21 protein-coding genes are annotated in these 15,597 nt (G+C 56.6%); 13 read left to right on the forward strand and 8 right to left on the reverse strand.

Annotated features, from left to right (window positions below; all coding sequences use genetic code 11):
* Positions 1-10 precede the first annotated feature (10 nt).
* From BUA85_RS12410 to BUA85_RS12435, 6 genes are all read left to right on the forward strand, one after another.
* Positions 11-403, forward strand: a complete 393-nt coding sequence (locus BUA85_RS12410; protein WP_072901595.1) for a hypothetical protein — start codon at positions 11-13, stop codon at positions 401-403.
* Positions 404-566: 163 nt separating this feature from the next.
* Positions 567-1,229 (forward strand): zinc uptake protein ZrgA, encoded by a 663-nt coding sequence (gene zrgA, locus BUA85_RS12415; protein ID WP_072901597.1) that lies wholly within the window; start codon positions 567-569, stop codon positions 1,227-1,229.
* A gap of 1 nt (position 1,230) precedes the next feature.
* Positions 1,231-1,923 (forward strand): ABC transporter ATP-binding protein, encoded by a 693-nt coding sequence (locus tag BUA85_RS12420; protein ID WP_072901599.1) that lies wholly within the window; start codon positions 1,231-1,233, stop codon positions 1,921-1,923.
* Entirely contained in the window at positions 1,920-3,170 is a 1,251-nt protein-coding gene (locus BUA85_RS12425) for an ABC transporter permease (RefSeq protein ID WP_072901601.1), read from the forward strand. The genes BUA85_RS12420 and BUA85_RS12425 overlap by 4 nt, the downstream gene beginning before the upstream one ends.
* A gap of 13 nt (positions 3,171-3,183) precedes the next feature.
* On the forward strand, positions 3,184-3,684 hold the full coding sequence (locus BUA85_RS12430) for a DUF3299 domain-containing protein (protein ID WP_072901603.1): 501 nt from the start codon (positions 3,184-3,186) through the stop codon (positions 3,682-3,684).
* Between the two features lie 146 nt (positions 3,685-3,830).
* Positions 3,831-4,313 carry a hypothetical protein gene (locus BUA85_RS12435; protein WP_072901605.1) on the forward strand — a complete coding sequence of 161 codons (483 nt, stop codon included), beginning with the start codon at positions 3,831-3,833 and terminating at the stop codon, positions 4,311-4,313.
* Between the two features lie 60 nt (positions 4,314-4,373).
* On the opposite strand, the gene rpsO is transcribed toward BUA85_RS12435, so the two are convergent.
* The 7 genes from rpsO to rbfA all read right to left on the reverse strand — a co-directional run bounded on the left by rpsO (position 4,374) and on the right by rbfA (position 8,223).
* Positions 4,374-4,643, reverse strand: coding sequence for a 30S ribosomal protein S15 (gene rpsO / locus BUA85_RS12440; protein WP_072901884.1), 270 nt, complete (start codon positions 4,641-4,643; stop codon positions 4,374-4,376).
* Between the two features lie 135 nt (positions 4,644-4,778).
* Complete coding sequence (locus BUA85_RS12445; protein WP_083526283.1) at positions 4,779-5,183, reverse strand: calcium-binding protein; 405 nt, start codon at positions 5,181-5,183, stop codon at positions 4,779-4,781.
* Positions 5,134-5,655 carry a calcium-binding protein gene (locus BUA85_RS12450; RefSeq protein WP_072901609.1) on the reverse strand — a complete coding sequence of 174 codons (522 nt, stop codon included), beginning with the start codon at positions 5,653-5,655 and terminating at the stop codon, positions 5,134-5,136. The genes BUA85_RS12445 and BUA85_RS12450 overlap by 50 nt, the downstream gene beginning before the upstream one ends.
* A gap of 89 nt (positions 5,656-5,744) precedes the next feature.
* Complete coding sequence (locus BUA85_RS12455) at positions 5,745-6,254, reverse strand: DUF1643 domain-containing protein (RefSeq protein WP_072901610.1); 510 nt, start codon at positions 6,252-6,254, stop codon at positions 5,745-5,747.
* Complete coding sequence (gene truB / locus BUA85_RS12460; RefSeq protein ID WP_072901612.1) at positions 6,251-7,165, reverse strand: tRNA pseudouridine(55) synthase TruB; 915 nt, start codon at positions 7,163-7,165, stop codon at positions 6,251-6,253. Before truB ends, BUA85_RS12455 begins: the two co-directional genes overlap by 4 nt.
* 52 nt (positions 7,166-7,217) lie before the next feature.
* Complete coding sequence (locus tag BUA85_RS12465; RefSeq protein WP_072901613.1) at positions 7,218-7,799, reverse strand: dimethylsulfonioproprionate lyase family protein; 582 nt, start codon at positions 7,797-7,799, stop codon at positions 7,218-7,220.
* Positions 7,800-7,827: 28 nt separating this feature from the next.
* Entirely contained in the window at positions 7,828-8,223 is a 396-nt protein-coding gene (gene rbfA, locus BUA85_RS12470; RefSeq protein ID WP_072901615.1) for a 30S ribosome-binding factor RbfA, read from the reverse strand.
* 97 nt (positions 8,224-8,320) lie between these two features.
* Between rbfA and dapB the strand changes: the two genes are divergently transcribed.
* Both dapB and BUA85_RS12480 read left to right on the forward strand, forming a co-directional pair.
* Positions 8,321-9,130, forward strand: coding sequence for a 4-hydroxy-tetrahydrodipicolinate reductase (gene dapB / locus BUA85_RS12475; RefSeq protein ID WP_072901886.1), 810 nt, complete (start codon positions 8,321-8,323; stop codon positions 9,128-9,130).
* A gap of 50 nt (positions 9,131-9,180) precedes the next feature.
* A complete protein-coding gene (locus BUA85_RS12480; protein WP_072901617.1) occupies positions 9,181-9,546 on the forward strand; it encodes a dihydrodipicolinate reductase in 366 nt (121 codons plus the stop codon).
* Positions 9,547-9,561: 15 nt separating this feature from the next.
* Here the strand turns inward: BUA85_RS12480 and BUA85_RS12485 are convergent, their stop codons facing one another.
* Entirely contained in the window at positions 9,562-9,738 is a 177-nt protein-coding gene (locus BUA85_RS12485) for a DUF1674 domain-containing protein (RefSeq protein WP_072901618.1), read from the reverse strand.
* 70 nt (positions 9,739-9,808) lie between these two features.
* Between BUA85_RS12485 and BUA85_RS12490 the strand changes: the two genes are divergently transcribed.
* The 5 genes from BUA85_RS12490 to BUA85_RS12510 all read left to right on the forward strand — a co-directional run bounded on the left by BUA85_RS12490 (position 9,809) and on the right by BUA85_RS12510 (position 15,574).
* Positions 9,809-11,083 carry an RsmB/NOP family class I SAM-dependent RNA methyltransferase gene (locus tag BUA85_RS12490; protein ID WP_072901620.1) on the forward strand — a complete coding sequence of 425 codons (1,275 nt, stop codon included), beginning with the start codon at positions 9,809-9,811 and terminating at the stop codon, positions 11,081-11,083.
* Positions 11,084-11,197: 114 nt separating this feature from the next.
* Complete coding sequence (locus BUA85_RS12495) at positions 11,198-12,910, forward strand: heparinase II/III family protein (protein WP_072901622.1); 1,713 nt, start codon at positions 11,198-11,200, stop codon at positions 12,908-12,910.
* Positions 12,911-12,929: 19 nt separating this feature from the next.
* Positions 12,930-14,519, forward strand: a complete 1,590-nt coding sequence (gene purH, locus BUA85_RS12500; protein ID WP_072901624.1) for a bifunctional phosphoribosylaminoimidazolecarboxamide formyltransferase/IMP cyclohydrolase — start codon at positions 12,930-12,932, stop codon at positions 14,517-14,519.
* A 6-nt stretch (positions 14,520-14,525) separates the two neighbouring features.
* On the forward strand, positions 14,526-15,011 hold the full coding sequence (gene lspA, locus BUA85_RS12505) for a signal peptidase II (RefSeq protein ID WP_072901627.1): 486 nt from the start codon (positions 14,526-14,528) through the stop codon (positions 15,009-15,011).
* 62 nt (positions 15,012-15,073) lie between these two features.
* The gene (locus tag BUA85_RS12510) at positions 15,074-15,574 is read left to right on the forward strand and encodes a DUF3035 domain-containing protein (protein ID WP_072901629.1); all 501 of its coding nucleotides are present in this window, start codon (positions 15,074-15,076) and stop codon (positions 15,572-15,574) included.
* The last annotated feature ends 23 nt before the right edge of the window (positions 15,575-15,597 follow it).

Below are 15,597 nucleotides of genomic sequence, written 5' to 3' on the forward strand. Positions count from 1 at the left end.
GGACACTAAAATGACTACTCTCGACACAAACATTGGCAAAAACAAACCTGCATTACTTCGCGTTATCTTCATCTTGAATGCGCTGAAAATCCTGCTCTCCTTTGGGCTCTTTATCGGGTTCAGCTACTACGGCCTGGAAGTTGGAGACAAAGGTGGGGATGGCATGGCGACCATCATCCTTTGGACGACGCTGGGCTACATCGTAACCTTCGCTGTCATGGTGGCTTCGATCCTCAAGAGATCGATTTTAGGCGCGCGTTTGGCATTCGTAGCTGACGTATTGATCTCACTTCCAGCGCAAGCCTTCATCGGCATTGTCGTTGCGATCATCAGCATTGGTCTAAGCTTCACAGGACCGGTCAAAGCTTTTTTCCTGGCAGAAGTCATAAGTGCCCGTGACTAATATCCAGTAATGCTCACTGATTAGAAATGCAGAACTCGCCTCTTGGCGGGTTCTTTCGCATCTGTAGTCGGACTTCTTGAGAAATGTTATATTATAACGTAACACTTCTTCCAACCGCGCTTGGACTGCGCGCGACACCATCTTAATCTGGAGTATGTTACCCATGAAACCCGCCATTTCCCTTCTTGCCCTTCTGGCCGTCAGCCCGGCCCTTGCCGATGGCACCAGAGAAGTTGACGCCCACGTCCATGGTGTAGGTAAGCTGAACATCGCGATTGATGGCACCACTGTCGCAAAAGAATTCCACGCCCCCGGCGCCGACATTGTTGGCTTTGAATACAAAGCGGAAAACGATGAAGACCTAGCGGCGATTGAAGCTGCACTCCAAACACTCTCTGACCCGCTCAATCTATTCGGATGGCCTGAAGCTGCGGAGTGTACAGTAACCTCAGCGAGTGCCGAATTGGAAACTGAGGAAGAGCATGATGATCATGGGGACGACGACCATGATGATCACGATCATGACAAAGAAGACGATCACGGTGATCATGATGAAGACCACGATGAAGAGGACAATCATGATCACGACGAACATGCGGATCATGACGACCATGACCATGCCGAAGAGGCAAGCCACACAGAATTCCACGCAGAATATAGGTTCGACTGCGCCAACCCTGACGCGCTGACTGAATTGAGCTTTACCTACTTCGACGTTTTCGACAACGCGCTCGAAGTGGAGGTTCAAATCATCACGGCTTCCGGTGCGAGCGCATTTGAAGTAGAACGCGACGCACCAACACTGGATCTATCAAGCGCGTTCTAATTTGACCGAAACGGTTCTACAGCTGAAGGACGTCCAATTCGACTGGACCAAACGGGCAGAGTTTTCTCTGTCCGTTCCTGATTTTGCCATGCGCAAGGGCGAAACCGTGTTGCTGTTGGGCGAAAGTGGGTCTGGAAAGTCGACGCTGCTGTCTTTAATCTGCGGAACACTGGTCCCCCAAGCGGGGAGCATCAAAGTTGCCGACGCCGATATGACCACTCTCTCCGCGAGCGCGCGTGACCGCTTTCGTGCTGAGCGGATTGGGGTAATCTTTCAGCAGTTCAACTTGCTGCCGTTCGGAACCGTGGCAGACAATATCCAACTTCCGCTCCGATTTGCGCCCGAGCGTAGGCAAAAGGCAGGAGATGTGGGGAATGCCACACAAAACTTGCTGGATGCGTTGGGCCTCTCGCGTTCTGTGATTATCGCCAAGGCCAGTACGCTCAGCGTGGGTCAACAACAACGCGTTGCCGTCGCTCGCGCGCTCATCGGTCAACCTTCGCTTATCATCGCGGATGAACCTACCTCTGCTCTCGACGCTGCCACGCAATCGGCTTTTCTCGACGTCCTTTTCGAACAAGTCGCCGCCAGCGGAGCGAGTTTGCTCATGGTCAGCCACGATGCCCGTCTCGCAGATCGTTTTGACCGCACCGTCACGATGGATGATCTCACCAAACCCAAGGTGGCGGTATGATCCTCCGCCTCGCCATCGCCTCGCTCGCCGCCCGCGCTGTTACGGTTTGCATGACGATCCTCGCCATCGCCTTATCTGTCGCCCTCTTCCTCGGCGTCGAGAAGGTGCGTACCGGCGCAAAAGGCAGCTTTGCCGATACAATCTCCGGCACTGACTTGATCGTCGGCGCGCGCTCTGGCTCCGTGCAACTGTTGCTCTATTCCGTCTTTCGCATCGGCAACGCTACCAACAACATCACATGGGAGAGCTACCAAGACATCGCCGACCGGCCAGAAGTGGATTGGATCGTCCCGATCTCTCTCGGTGATAGCCATCGCCAATTTCGCGTAATGGGCACGACGTCCGAGTTTTTCGACCATTACAAATACCGCCAAGGGCAGTCGCTTGCGCTGCAAGAGGGGGCATTGATGGGCGATCTCTTCGATACAGTCATAGGTGCAGATGTGGCCGAGACTCTGGGCTATTCGGTTGGCGACCCCATCGTCGTCTCTCATGGCATTGCGTCCTTCGCGGACCACAAAGATCAACCCTTCCGCATTTCTGGCATTTTGGAAAAAACTGGCACGCCCGTAGACCGCACCGTTATTGTCAGCCTAGAGGCGATTGAGGCGATCCATGTTGATTGGCAAAACGGCGCTCAAATCCCGGGTCAATCCACGCCGCCCGATGTCATCCGCCAGATGGACCTGCAACCCCAAGCCATCACCGCCGCTCTCGTTGGGTTAGAAAGTCCGCTGCAAACCTTCGCCCTGCAACGTGCGATCAATCAATACCCTGAGGAGCCACTCCTCGCCATCCTACCCGGTGTTGCTCTGCAAGACCTGTGGGCCATCGTTGGTGTTGCTGAAACGGCGCTGCTCGCTGTCTCTGCCATGGTTGTCGTCACAGCCCTCATCGGCCTGATGGCCACGATATTTGCGAGCCTCACCGAACGCCGCCGCGAAATGGCGATCTATCGCGCAATGGGTGCACGCCCCTCCACCATCTTTGGGCTGCTGATTTTAGAGGCTGTTCTCGTAGCCGCCGCCGGTGCCATCTTCGGCCTGATCTTCCTCTACTTCGGCCTGTCCATTGCCCAACCGCTGATCGACCGCAACTTCGGCCTATGGCTCGACATTGCGCCCCCAGGGGGACAAGAGGCGCTGATCCTTCTCGCCGTCGTCGCTGCTGGCGCAATTGTGAGCATCCTTCCAGCATTGCGCGCCTATAAATTGTCGCTCGCCGATGGTATGATGGTCAAAACCTGAGGACGATGCCCCGATGCTGACCCGAAGATCCGCCCTAACCCTTTTGGCCGCGACCACAGCCGCGCCAACAGCCACCTTCGCCAGCGCCCCGCGCGAAACATGGTGGGAAGACCTTATCCCGCCGGGCGTGCCCTATTCCGAAATTATCGGAGAGGGGGATATGGACGTGGAGAATGACACATGGGCGCCGATCTACGATGCAAATGGCGTCAAGCTTAACGAAGCTCTCGACGGTGTTTACATCAAAATGCCCGGGTTCATTCTGCCCTTGGATGTGACCTCCGAAGGCGTGAAGGATTTCATCCTAGTCCCTTACGTCGGGGCCTGTATCCACGTCCCGCCGCCACCCGCAAACCAACTGGTTGTCGCCAGCGCGCAAACAGCGTGGCCGAGCGATCAGCTATGGGATGCGGTTTGGGTCACGGGTACGATGCGGACGCAACTGCAATCGACTCAGTTTGGCCAGACCGGTTATTCCATCTCAGTTGATGAGATGGAGATTTATGTTTGGTGAGGTTTTGCCTCGCGGAATGACAACGCTTTCAACCTAGATCGATACCTGTCCAAAATTTCTTGCAGCATTTCTGTAATGATCTGCTAGCTTTTCCATGAATTTACGGCCTAATCGGCCTTTTTTGGAAATTGTATGGGACAAATAATATGAGCGATAGTTTTGTAAGACGGCTGGGCCGCACGCTGGGACAACTGGCATTGGCGCTTTTGAACGCCACTCTTCTTCTTATCGTAGCGGCCTTGGTCCTTAGTTGGCTATTGGCGGACAAGGTTGAAGATGTAGCCGAGACAACGATTGCCGCTGCTACCGAGCAGGTCGAACGCCTAACACCGGTCACGGATCAAGCAACTAGTTTGCGCGGACAACTGGCGGAACTGCGGGCTGACGTTGCCAAACTTGAAAATCTGGACGGTTCAGAAGCGACTGCATCCGCACAGGCTATTCTTGCGAAATTGGACGATCTCGAAGGATCAATTTCGGAAATGAATGCGACGCTTGAGCCGTTCGTTGAGCAGATCACAGCAGAACCTAGTACATTGGTTGATCGCGCTGTTGAAACAGGCTTCGCAGAAGCAGGGACTTGGATCGCAACACTTCGCGATTGCCGTCTGGTTGAGGATGATGCCTAAACTGCAAAACGCCCGCCGGTTTGGGCGAGCGTTTCAGAATGATCTGTTGGGGAAATGCGCTTAGCGGCGCAGGCCCAGACGCTTGATCAGGTCTTGGTAGCGTGCTTCGTCTTTGGCTTTTGTGTAATCCAAAAGCTTACGACGCTGTGCAACCATTTTCAAAAGACCACGACGACCGTGGTTGTCTTTCTTGTGGGTCTTGAAATGTTCCGTCAGGGTCGCGATGCGCGAGGACAGGATAGCAACCTGTACTTCTGGGGAACCTGTGTCGCCTTCTTTTGTGGCGAACTCTTTCATGATCCGTGCTTTTTCGTCAGCAGTAATCGACATCGGGGTCTCCTTCATTTTCAAAGGGTTATGGCGCAAGCCGGGATGTCGTCCAGCAAGGCCCGTGGAGGGTCCGGCACAGCGATTCTGTGCGCAGATGCGTGCGTTTAGACCTTTGCCTTTGAAAAGGAAAGAAATTTATGCCGCGATCAGCTTGATTTGGGACAGATCGATCGGCGTCCCATGCGAGAAAGTGGCCACGGTTTCATCTCCGGCGATCAGGCTGAGACCTTCGCTGTTGTTTTCAAGGTAAAGTGTCGGGGCTGTATCCACTACATAAAGCACCTCAAGCTGATCTTGTGTCGCATCGTAGTCATCTACAACCGCATCCGCTTTTATTGGGATGACAAAGACATCCGCGCCTGCACCGCCGTTCAGATGGTCGTTGGCGCCGGCTGTCAGAACGTCACTGCCGCTTCCTCCATTGAGGAAATCGCGATCCAGGTCATCACCGCCATAAAGCTCATCATGTCCAGCACCGCCGAAAAGATGATCAGCACCCGCGCCACCGTCTAGCGTGTCGTCCCCAAAAATTCCCTTCAATGGAATCAACACCTTCACCACCAAACAGCTGGTCATTCCCGCCACCTCCAATCAGTTGATCCTGACCCGCATCCCCATGCAAGACGTCATCACCGATGGACCCAAAGAGACTGTCACCACCCTCACCGCCAAGGAGCATATCATCGCCTTTGCCGCCTATCACCTCGTCGTCGCCATCGCCACTTTCAACGCGATCATTCCCTTCTTCAACATCCACATAGTCCGCCTCGCCGCCAGTCAGCACCGTATCATCTCCATCCCCAGAGAAGATCACCGATCGACCTTCCGCACTCTTGTCGATTACCTCTCCTGATGCATCCAAAATACTCGCCACATTGCCAACGGGCGTGAGCCCCATCCCAACGGAATTCTCTCCGTCAGAAACGCCTTCATCGGTGAATTCATCGTCCTCGGTGCCCGTCAGAACCAGAACTGAAAGCCCAAATCCCATCAACGCAAGTATAGCCAGCATGGCTGCCTATCCACATCCAAACGCTCCGACCCACGGCCAGTGTTTTAAAGGGTTTGCGCCGCGACCCCGAATGAATTCGGGTTAACTGGTTAAGGGTGCCAGCGTTCCGGTTGTTGAGCGTAGCTGATATAAAGCGGGTGTCTGGGGTGCCCTGCTTTGGTCAATCCCAGATGAAATATCGGTGCCTCGGTTCGGAACAAAAGGTCACGGACATAGATCCCTTGATCCCGATGCTCGCCATGCGCGCCCCATGCGGCGATGATGTCATCGGCCCACGCCGTGCCGTCGATCAAGGTCTGATCGTTGTCAGGCCCAACTGGCGTCTTTGCTTTGCGCATCGCGTGGGGATCGGTATCCCGCCAAGCGAAAATATTCGTCACTCGAAACGCGCCATATCCCAAAGCACGGGCACGTCTTTCGCAGCGTTCGACGGTTGGATCATTCGCAATTTCATTGGCTTTCGACGGGTTCAACATCACGAACATCACCCGCCTTGCATCAGCATCCCAAATGCGCGTCAGGGCGTAACGATATCGTTCGCAATCAGAATACACCGCCTCTGACCAAGTGCCGTCAGATTCATGCGTCCGCCGGATCATGTGCTTGGTGCGTTAAAGACCCGCGTTGGGTGGAGCAGCCCGCCGCGATAAGTTCCAACGGCAATGGCATGGCCCTCATAGGACGCCCAAGCTTCGTCACCGAATTCAACGTCGGAGCCAATGACCTCCGCCGGATTGCCATTGCGCAACTTGTTCACGCTTTCGGCCAAGCAACGCACCTCTGGCAGATCGTCGAGGCCAATCTCCAGCGACTGCAAATGGGCGTCCAACGCACCCGTCTTCGCGTTCGCGTCGATGGTTTCGATGGACAACCCATCCTCGGCCTGAAATGGACCAGACCAGATGCGCCGCAGCTCTCTGACATGTCCGAAACAGCCAAGTGTTTCACCCAAATCCCGCGCAATCGAACGGACGTACCCGCCCTTACCGCAGGTCATTTCCAAGGTCACATGGTCGTCGTCTTCGCGATCAACCATCACCAATTCCTCTACCCACAATGGCCGTGCAGCGAGCTCTATCTCCTCGCCATCCCGTGCTTTCTTGTAGGCCCGCACACCGTCAATTTTAACTGCAGAGAATTGCGGTGGCACCTGCATGATGTCACCGATGAAATCGCCCAAAGCCGCCTTGATGTCGTCATCGCTCGGACGAGTGTCCGAGCTTGCGATCACCTCGCCCTCGGCATCGTCGGTATTGGTGGCTTGTCCCAGGCGCACCGTAAATTCATAGGCTTTCAGCGCGTCGGTGATGTAGGGCACGGTCTTTGTTGCTTCGCCCAATGCCACGGCCAAAACGCCTGTGGCCTCTGGGTCCAGCGTCCCTGCATGGCCTGCCTTTTTGGCATCCATCGCCCAGCGCACTTTGTTCACGACAGCGGTGGAGGTCATGCCCGCGGGCTTGTCGACGATCAACCAACCTGAAATATCGCGGCCTTTGCGTTTCCGACCCATTTTGCCCTCTTTCTGCAGTAGGCGGCCCTGCTAACGGGCTTGCGCAACTCCGTCAATCAATCTGGGATTTTTCGACCGCGCCTGCGTTCCAAAGAAACCCCAGAACCAGCGGTTCCCCACAATCTGTGCACATCCCGTGCGGTTGCCATGGCGGATTGTGAATGACCTCACCCGCGGATTTCTGATGCCAGTCGCTGTTACCGATGGACCAGGATGCAGTGCCGGAAAGGATGACATAGGCCTCTTCCGCTGAATGCCTGTGAACGGGATATTCAATGTCGGGTCCGAGGATCAGGATGCCCGCCAAGATCGCATCGCTTTTGATTGGTGCATCGGGGCCCACAAGCATTGTCCAGCCGTAGCGTTCTAGAAATGGTGCGCCTATGTCTGTGGCGGTGTAGGTCTGTTGCCAATGCAAGGCGCTGGCAATGTCGCGAAGATCATTGATAGCTGGACCTTGAGAAGCGTCGTTGAGCCAGCCGGTAACAGGTAAAGTCGCGGGTGTTTCTGCGACCGCAACCACCGAAGACCTTGGCCACTTCGAAGCGATAGACCGAACCGCATCAATGCCGGACTCTGCGAAGTGATCGCGCAGAGCGATTGCGATGGAAATGATCTTATCTGCGTCCGTCAACGGCCATCACCCCAAGGCGACTCAACGCCTACTTATCCAAATCCTGCCGCACATGCGGATCGTTGAGCATCCGCGTTGTGGCGTCCATTCGGTCAAAGGTGTCATCAATCTCAAACCGTATTTCAGGCGCGAATTTGATCGACAGGGCTTTGCTGACCTCGCGCCGGATTTCGTGGCGGTTGTTGCGCAGCGCGGCAAGGCATTCTTCCTTTTGCCCGCCACCGAGCGGCAGCACATAAGCCGTTGCAACCCGCAGATCGGGGGAACATCTGACTTCGCCCACAGTAATGGACATACGCGCCAGATCAGGGTCGTTCACATCGCCCCGTTGCAGCATCTCTGACAATCTGCGGCGGATCAGCTCGCCAACGCGCAGTTGACGTTGCGACGGCGCGCGGCCTTCGGAATTTCGGTTCTTTGCCATAGGGCCGATGTAAGCCTTCGGGTGGCTCTTGCCAAGCAAGGCTTTGCTTTTTGGCCAATCGCGGCTAGTCGTGCGTCTGAATATTGAGGACGGACCAATGACAGAACTCCCTGGCATCGTGATCACCGGCGGCTCTGGCCGCATGGGGCAAATGTTGATCAACACGGTTTTGAATAGCGACAAGGCCAAACTGGTTGGCGTTGTCGATCGTGCTGGGCATGACTGGGTAGGTCAAGATATCGGGGTGGCCATGGGTGGCGCTGCTGTTGGCGTAACGGTCACTGATGACCCAGTGCAGGTTTTTGCGCAGGCGCAAGCGGTGATCGACTTCACCTCTCCGGCTGCGACGGTGGAGTTTGCAGGCCTCGCGGCGCAGGCTCGGGCCGTCCATGTCATCGGGACCACAGGCCTGACCGAGGACGACATTGCCGCGATCGGGCGTGCCGCGCGCCACACACGTATCGTGCGGGCAGGGAATATGTCTTTGGGTGTGAACCTGCTGGTGAAGCTGACACAGATGGTGGCAGAGGCGCTGGACGATGATTTCGATATCGAAGTGATCGAGGCGCACCACCACCACAAAGTTGACGCGCCATCAGGCACTGCTTTGATGTTGGGAGAAGCGGCGGCGAAGGGCCGTGGTGTAAACCTGAACGACGTCAGCGACAGTGGGCGCGACGGGATCACGGGTGCACGCACTAAGGGGGACATCGGGTTTTCCGCCATCCGCGGGGGCGACATTGTGGGGGAGCATGATGTGCTGTTTGCCGCCGCTGGTGAGCGGATTGTGCTGCGTCATCTGGCGACGGATCGTGCGATCTTTGCACGTGGTGCGGTGAAGGCCGCGCTTTGGGGTTTGGACAAAGATCCAGGCGAATATGATATGTTCGACGTTTTGGGTTTGTGATCCAAACGGGATGATTTCGCGTATCTCTCAAGGAACTTGGGAGATGTGCGATGAAACCTACCCTGACTTCGCTGACCTTTACGGCTGCACTGGCAGCGACGCCTGCCTTGGCCGACTATCGCCCGATTACAGATCAGGCGGAGTTCCTTGGGTTCTTGGCAACAAAGAACCTCTCCAATCGCCTATATGGTTTGACCCTCACGGTGTCGCCCGACGGAACTATCACCGGTCGTGCGGCGGGCTACGATGTGACGGGCACATGGGCGTGGCAAGATGGATATTTCTGCCGCCAAATGAATTGGGGTGGGCAGGATATTCCCTACAACTGCCAGCTGGTCGAGATTCGAAACGGCAATGAAATGCGTTTCACTGTGGATCAGGGTGCGGGTGACAGCGCGTCGTTTAAGTTGCGCTAGCGCTCATAGGCAACCTCAAAAATCCACCGCGATGCCCTTCTTTTCCCAATCGCCATAGCGAACGGGTTCGGGGCCGTCGCGACCGCCGAGTTCTTTTGGCGTCTCTATCTGCTTTGCGGCTTTGCGGCGCTCCTCTGCCTCGGCAAGGGCGCGTTTGGCGGCGGGGGGTAGGTCTTTTTGTGTTTCGCTCATCGAGGGTTATCCTTATGGCGTCTGGGTAGAGATATACAGCGACATCAAGCGCGAACAAGGGGCGTGAGCGATGGATCAAACAGGTTTGGCCGCACGGCGCACGGCGCATTTCATCCTCCAGCAGGTGACGACCGAGGGGCGTTTGATGTCAGAGGTCATTGGCGCGGGTGCTTTGAATGACCTTGCACCTGATGATCGGGCGCGTGCGCAGAGGTTAGCGACGGATGCGTTGCGTGGACTGGATCGCGCGGACAAGATGCTACGTCAGCATGTGAAGAAAGCACCCCCGATTTTCGTACAGAACGCTTTACGCTTGGCGGTTGTGGAACTGGCGACAGATGGCAGCGCGCATGGTGTTGTGAACAGCTATGTAGAGATTGTCGCCCGCAACAAACGGACTGAAAAGCTGAAAGGTTTGACCAATGCGGTGCTGCGCAAGGTCTCTGAGACGGCTGCCGCGCAATGGGGAAAATCTGCTGTGCCGGTGATGCCAAAGTGGCTGCGCGGGCCGCTGATCGAGGCTTGGGGACAAAAGGCCATCGCGGGCGTTGAACGTGCCCATTTTTCGGGCGCGCCGCTGGATTTGACACCGAAAACTGACGCAGACGCCGTCGCCCGTGCAACGGGTGGCACGGTTTTGCCGACGGGTTCGGTGCGGGTGCAAGAGGCGGGGCAGGTGTCGCGCATGTCCGGCTTTATCGAAGGTGAATGGTGGGTGCAGGATGCGGCGGCTGCGATGCCGGTGCGGTTGCTCGACCCACAAGAAGGGGATCGCGTGTTGGACTTGTGCGCGGCACCGGGCGGGAAAACCTTGCAGCTTGCGGCGATGGGGACGGATGTAACCGCGGTTGATGTCTCAGAAGGCCGGATGCGGCGGGTTCAGGAGAATTTGAAGCGCACTGGCCTTACGGCGGAGGTGATCGTTTCGGACGCATTCGAGTATCAGGAAACCGGCTTTGATGCGGTTTTGCTGGATGCGCCATGTTCGGCAACCGGCACAATTCGCCGCCATCCCGATCTACCCTATGCCAAGGACGGGTCGGAATTCGGCGCCTTGATCGGGCAGCAGGAGGCCATGATCGATCATGCGCTGGGCCTACTGAAACCTGGTGGTGCCATGGTTTTTTGCACCTGCTCGCTGTTGCCGGATGAGGGCGAAGTGCAGGTCGAAGAGGCGCTTGGACGTCACTCTGATCTGACCATTGATCGCGCGGCACTTGATAAGCCTTGGATCGAAAAAGATTGGATCACAGAAGAAGGTGGTTTACGCTTTCGCCCCGATTATTGGCCCGACATTGGCGGGATGGATGGGTTCTATATGGCGGTATTGCGAAAGGGTTCGTGACTTGTGGCCGGTCTGGGCGTAAACTCTAATCAACAACAAGCGTGAATCAACGCAGCCAGAGGCAGACCAACAGTGACCCAACCGCAGACATGGCGTGCCCGCCGCACGGCGTATATGCACCGCGTTCATGCCCGCCGCGCCGCTCGGGCCAAGCCCGCGACGGCCTTTGTGCAGCAACCCGAACCGCGCACAATTGGGCGCGTGGCGCGGGGTCGGCAGCTTCTTGCAGGGAATTTTCTGTTTGCCGGAACGCTGACTGAAGCGCCTAGCGCATCGCTGTGGGATGCGGGCAATCGCAGCGCTTTGGTGTTGGAGGAGATGCATGGCTGCACCTGGCTCGACGATCTGGCCGCGATTGCGGATTCGAGGGCCCGCGCCAAGGCGCAAGCTTGGGTTCAGGATTGGATCACACGCTATGGAAATGGCAAATCCGATGGATGGACGCCTGATCTTGTTGGACGGCGATTGATCCGTTGGATCAACCATGGGCTTTTTCTTCTGCGCGGTGCTGACACCGAGGCCTCGTTGCGGTTTTTCCGCAGTTTGGGGCAGCAGACGATTTTCCTCTCACGCCGTTGGCAAACGGCCACGCCGGGTTTGGCTCGGTTTGAGGCTGTGACGGGCATGATTTATGCCGGTCTGTCTCTCGAAGGTATGGAACGGCACGTTGAGCCTGCGATTGCAGCTCTGGCAAAGGATTGCGAGACAGAGATCGACGCGCGCGGAGGCATCGCAACGCGTAATCCGGAAGCCTTGTTAGAAGTCTTCACACTGCTGAACTGGGCGGTTCTGGCGATTTCGGAATCCGACATGACCCCACCGCAATCGGTTCATGACGCCATTGCCCGTATCGCCCCGACCTTGCGCGCGCTGCGCCATAGCGACGGTGGACTAGCGCGGTTCCATGGCGGTGGGCGCGGGATGGATGGGCGTTTGGACAACGCGCTTGCGCTCTCTGGCAACAAAGACCTGCCAAGCGAAGGGTTACACATGGGCTTCGCGCGCCTCAGCCCCGGCAGGCTCTCTTTGGTCGTGGATGCCGCTCCGCCGCCGCAGGGTGAGGCGTCGGTCAATGGTCACGCGTCTACGCTTTCTTTTGAACTGACGTCAGGGCGTCGGTCTTTGATCGTGAACTGCGGGTCTGGGGCTAGCTTTGGGCCGGAATGGCGTAGGGCGGGGCGCGCCACTCCCAGCCATTCGACATTGGGGCTAGAGGGGTATTCCTCGTCCCGCCTTGGAAAACCGAGCCGTATTCTGAACAGCGGGCAGGAATTGTTGATCGATCGACCCAAGCGCGTTCAGTGTGAGTTTAGCAAACTCGGAGACGGCGAACGGATCGAGCTTTCTCACAACGGGTATCAGTTGACCCATGGGCTGACGCACGCGCGCACCATTGACATCACCACTGACGGTCGCGGCCTAGTTGGCGAGGATCTGATAACTACACTGTCGGAGGATGACGAAGATCGTTTCGCCAAGGCTGTGGATCAAAGCAACCTTCTCGGCGTGCCTTTTTCCATTCGCTTTCACCTTCACCCTGATGTGGATGCGGTGCTTGATCTTGGCGGTGCGGCGATCTCGCTTGCTCTGAAATCTGGTGAAATTTGGGTCTTTCGGCATGATGGAAGCGCAGAATTAACGCTTGAACCCTCTGTTTATCTCGAAAACGGGCGATTAAAGCCGCGTGCAACCAAACAGATGGTTTTATCTGGGCGCACAATGAACTATGCGACCCGCGTTCGCTGGTCGTTGGCCAAGGCGCAGGATACGCCGGATGTGGTGCGTGACCTTGCGGTGGCAGAGGAGCCAGCGGCATTGGATGACTAGGTTTATCGGGGGATGATCCATGACCGACCTTCACCCAGTGCGCCGCGCACTGATTTCTGTTTCTGACAAAACCGGCATGATTGATTTGGCCAAAGCTTTGGCTGGTCATGGTGTTGAACTGCTCTCTACCGGCGGCTCGGCGCAGGCGATGCGCGATGCGGGATTGGATGTGAAGGATGTGGCCGAGGTCACTGGGTTCCCGGAGATGATGGATGGGCGCGTTAAGACGTTGCACCCTGTTGTGCATGGCGGGCTTTTGGCGCGGCGGGACAATGATGGCCATGTCGCCGCGATGGAGGAACATGGGATTGGCGAAATCGACCTGTTGGTCGTGAATCTTTACCCGTTCGAAGAAACCGTCGCCAAAGGCGCGGATTTTGATACCTGCATCGAGAACATCGACATTGGCGGCCCTGCGATGATTCGTTCTGCTGCCAAGAACCATGCGTTTGTGAACGTTGTCACGGATGTTGAAGATTACGCGGATTTGCTGGCTGAACTGGATGCGAACGGTGGTCAGACCACGCTAGCCTTGCGCCAGCGCCTAGCGCAAACAGCCTATGCGCGTACTGCGGCCTATGACACCGCCGTCAGTACTTGGATGGCCGGAGCCATCGGGGCTGACGCGCCTCGTCGTCGCAGCTTTGCAGGCTCCATCGCGCAAACGCTACGCTACGGCGAAAACCCGCATCAGACGGCGAGTTTCTATACGGATGGAACAGGACGCCCTGGCGTTGCGACTGCGGTACAGCATCAAGGGAAAGAGCTGTCGTATAACAACATCAACGACACAGACGCAGCGTTTGAGTTGGTGGCAGAGTTTGACCCAGCCGACAGCCCCGCCGTCGCGATTATCAAACACGCCAATCCTTGCGGTGTCGCTAAAGGTGTGACGTTGCTCGAAGCGTACCGAAATGCCTTTGACTGTGACCGCACCAGTGCGTTCGGCGGCATCATCGCAATGAACGTGCCGTTGGATGAAGAAACCGCGAAAGAGATCACAGGGATCTTCACCGAAGTGGTCATCGCCCCCGGTGCGTCCGACGCTGCAAAGGCCGTGTTTGCGGCTAAGAAAAATCTGCGTTTGCTGACAACCGAAGGTCTGCCTAACACACGGGAGGGCGGTTTGACCTACCGCCAAGTCGCTGGCGGCATGCTGGTACAGGACAACGACAACGGCTACGTCGGCATGGATGACCTGAAAGTCGTGACCAAGGTGAAACCGACGGCCGAGCAGATGGATGACCTTTTGTTCGCGTGGAAAGTCGCCAAACACGTCAAATCCAACGCTATTGTCTACGTAAAAGACAAAGCAACCGTCGGCGTTGGCGCAGGCCAGATGTCCCGCCTCGACAGTGCTTTGATCGCTGCGAAGAAGGCAGAGCGCATGGCGGAGGCGATGGACCTACCTGAACCGCTGACAAAGGGCTCCGCGGTCGCATCTGACGCGTTCTTCCCCTTTGCTGATGGCCTTCTCGAAGCCGCGGCAGCTGGGGCAACTTGTGTGATTCAGCCTGGTGGCTCCATGCGCGATGATGAGGTGATCGCTGCCGCAGATGAAGCTGGTATCGCGATGGTCTTTACAGGGATGCGCCATTTCCGGCACTAGGGCAGTATGCGATTACTTTACTGGACAGCGTTTTGGGTCTTTGCGGTCGATCAGCTCTCGAAATGGCTGATCGTGCAATGGCTTGACCTGCCAAACCTCACGGAAGGGCGGTTGACCGTTGTCCCCGGGTTTGTGGAGTTCCGCATGGCCTGGAACCGCGGTGTCAATTTCGGCCTATTCTCTGAATTTGACATGAAATGGGTTCTGATCGCCGTCGCATTGGCGATCACCGTTGGTGTCTTGATTTGGCTGCACCGATCTGGTGCGACACGCATGGGTTATATCGCGGGTGGCCTTCTGGTTGGCGGAGCTTTGGGAAACGTGATCGATCGATTGGTCTACGGTGCTGTCGCGGATTTCTTGAATGTGACCTGCTGCGGCATTGTGAATCCTTACGCGTTCAACGTCGCTGACATTGCGATTTTCGTTGGCGCGATTGGTTTGGCGTTTGCTCCTGACCCAAAGGACGCCTCAAAACCAAAGAAGACATAATCTCGCGCGTGACCTTAAGGCATGGATCGGTTATTGATGCTGAAAAAGAGTGAGAAGGCGTTATGCGGGTAGTATTTTGTGCCCTTACAGCGGTGGCATTAATGGGATGCGCGGGGGAGCGCGGTCTCCGCGATTTGCGGTCCAGTACAGGGGGTCCTGACGAGTTCTCCGTCGTGCCAAGCGCGCCTTTGGAAATCCCCGAAACGCTCGCATTGCCGACCCCGACCCCTGGCGGGAGCAATCGAACAGACATTAACCCAAATGCGAATGCGGTTGTGGCCCTTGGTGGTTCGCCAGCCAGAGCATTTGCAGGAGGAATACCAGCCAGCGATAGCGCACTCGTCGCCCGCGCCTCGCGCTACGGCACCCAAGCCGATATTCGGCCTGTTTTGGCCGCAGAAGATGAGGCGTTCCGCCAAAGAGGGCGGATTTTGAACGTCTTTAATGTGCTGGGCCGGGATCGATATTACCAAACCTACGCCAGCCAAGCCTTGAATGCATATGGCGAATTGGACCGTTTCCGCGCGGCCGGAGTGGCGACACCTTCCGCTCCGCCGCGTTAATCGCGCGCCCTCACAACCTCGTT

It is taken from the genome of Cognatiyoonia sediminum (assembly GCF_900129845.1).
Taxonomy (GTDB): domain Bacteria; phylum Pseudomonadota; class Alphaproteobacteria; order Rhodobacterales; family Rhodobacteraceae; genus Cognatiyoonia; species Cognatiyoonia sediminum.

Excerpts from the sequence above, each read along its gene's own strand:
- BUA85_RS12410 (WP_072901595.1), top strand. The coding sequence starts at position 11 with ATGACTACTCTCGACACAAACATTGGCAAAAACAAACCTGCATTACTT.
- zrgA (WP_072901597.1), top strand. The coding sequence starts at position 567 with ATGAAACCCGCCATTTCCCTTCTTGCCCTTCTGGCCGTCAGCCCGGCC.
- BUA85_RS12425 (WP_072901601.1), top strand. The coding sequence starts at position 1,920 with ATGATCCTCCGCCTCGCCATCGCCTCGCTCGCCGCCCGCGCTGTTACG.
- BUA85_RS12430 (WP_072901603.1), top strand. The coding sequence starts at position 3,184 with ATGCTGACCCGAAGATCCGCCCTAACCCTTTTGGCCGCGACCACAGCC.
- BUA85_RS12435 (WP_072901605.1), top strand. The coding sequence starts at position 3,831 with ATGAGCGATAGTTTTGTAAGACGGCTGGGCCGCACGCTGGGACAACTG.
- rpsO (WP_072901884.1), bottom strand. The coding sequence starts at position 4,643 with ATGTCGATTACTGCTGACGAAAAAGCACGGATCATGAAAGAGTTCGCC.
- BUA85_RS12450 (WP_072901609.1), bottom strand. The coding sequence starts at position 5,655 with ATGCTGGCTATACTTGCGTTGATGGGATTTGGGCTTTCAGTTCTGGTT.
- BUA85_RS12455 (WP_072901610.1), bottom strand. The coding sequence starts at position 6,254 with ATGATCCGGCGGACGCATGAATCTGACGGCACTTGGTCAGAGGCGGTG.
- truB (WP_072901612.1), bottom strand. The coding sequence starts at position 7,165 with ATGGGTCGGAAACGCAAAGGCCGCGATATTTCAGGTTGGTTGATCGTC.
- rbfA (WP_072901615.1), bottom strand. The coding sequence starts at position 8,223 with ATGGCAAAGAACCGAAATTCCGAAGGCCGCGCGCCGTCGCAACGTCAA.
- dapB (WP_072901886.1), top strand. The coding sequence starts at position 8,321 with ATGACAGAACTCCCTGGCATCGTGATCACCGGCGGCTCTGGCCGCATG.
- BUA85_RS12480 (WP_072901617.1), top strand. The coding sequence starts at position 9,181 with ATGAAACCTACCCTGACTTCGCTGACCTTTACGGCTGCACTGGCAGCG.
- BUA85_RS12485 (WP_072901618.1), bottom strand. The coding sequence starts at position 9,738 with ATGAGCGAAACACAAAAAGACCTACCCCCCGCCGCCAAACGCGCCCTT.
- BUA85_RS12490 (WP_072901620.1), top strand. The coding sequence starts at position 9,809 with ATGGATCAAACAGGTTTGGCCGCACGGCGCACGGCGCATTTCATCCTC.
- BUA85_RS12495 (WP_072901622.1), top strand. The coding sequence starts at position 11,198 with ATGCACCGCGTTCATGCCCGCCGCGCCGCTCGGGCCAAGCCCGCGACG.
- purH (WP_072901624.1), top strand. The coding sequence starts at position 12,930 with ATGACCGACCTTCACCCAGTGCGCCGCGCACTGATTTCTGTTTCTGAC.
- lspA (WP_072901627.1), top strand. The coding sequence starts at position 14,526 with ATGCGATTACTTTACTGGACAGCGTTTTGGGTCTTTGCGGTCGATCAG.
- BUA85_RS12510 (WP_072901629.1), top strand. The coding sequence starts at position 15,074 with ATGCGGGTAGTATTTTGTGCCCTTACAGCGGTGGCATTAATGGGATGC.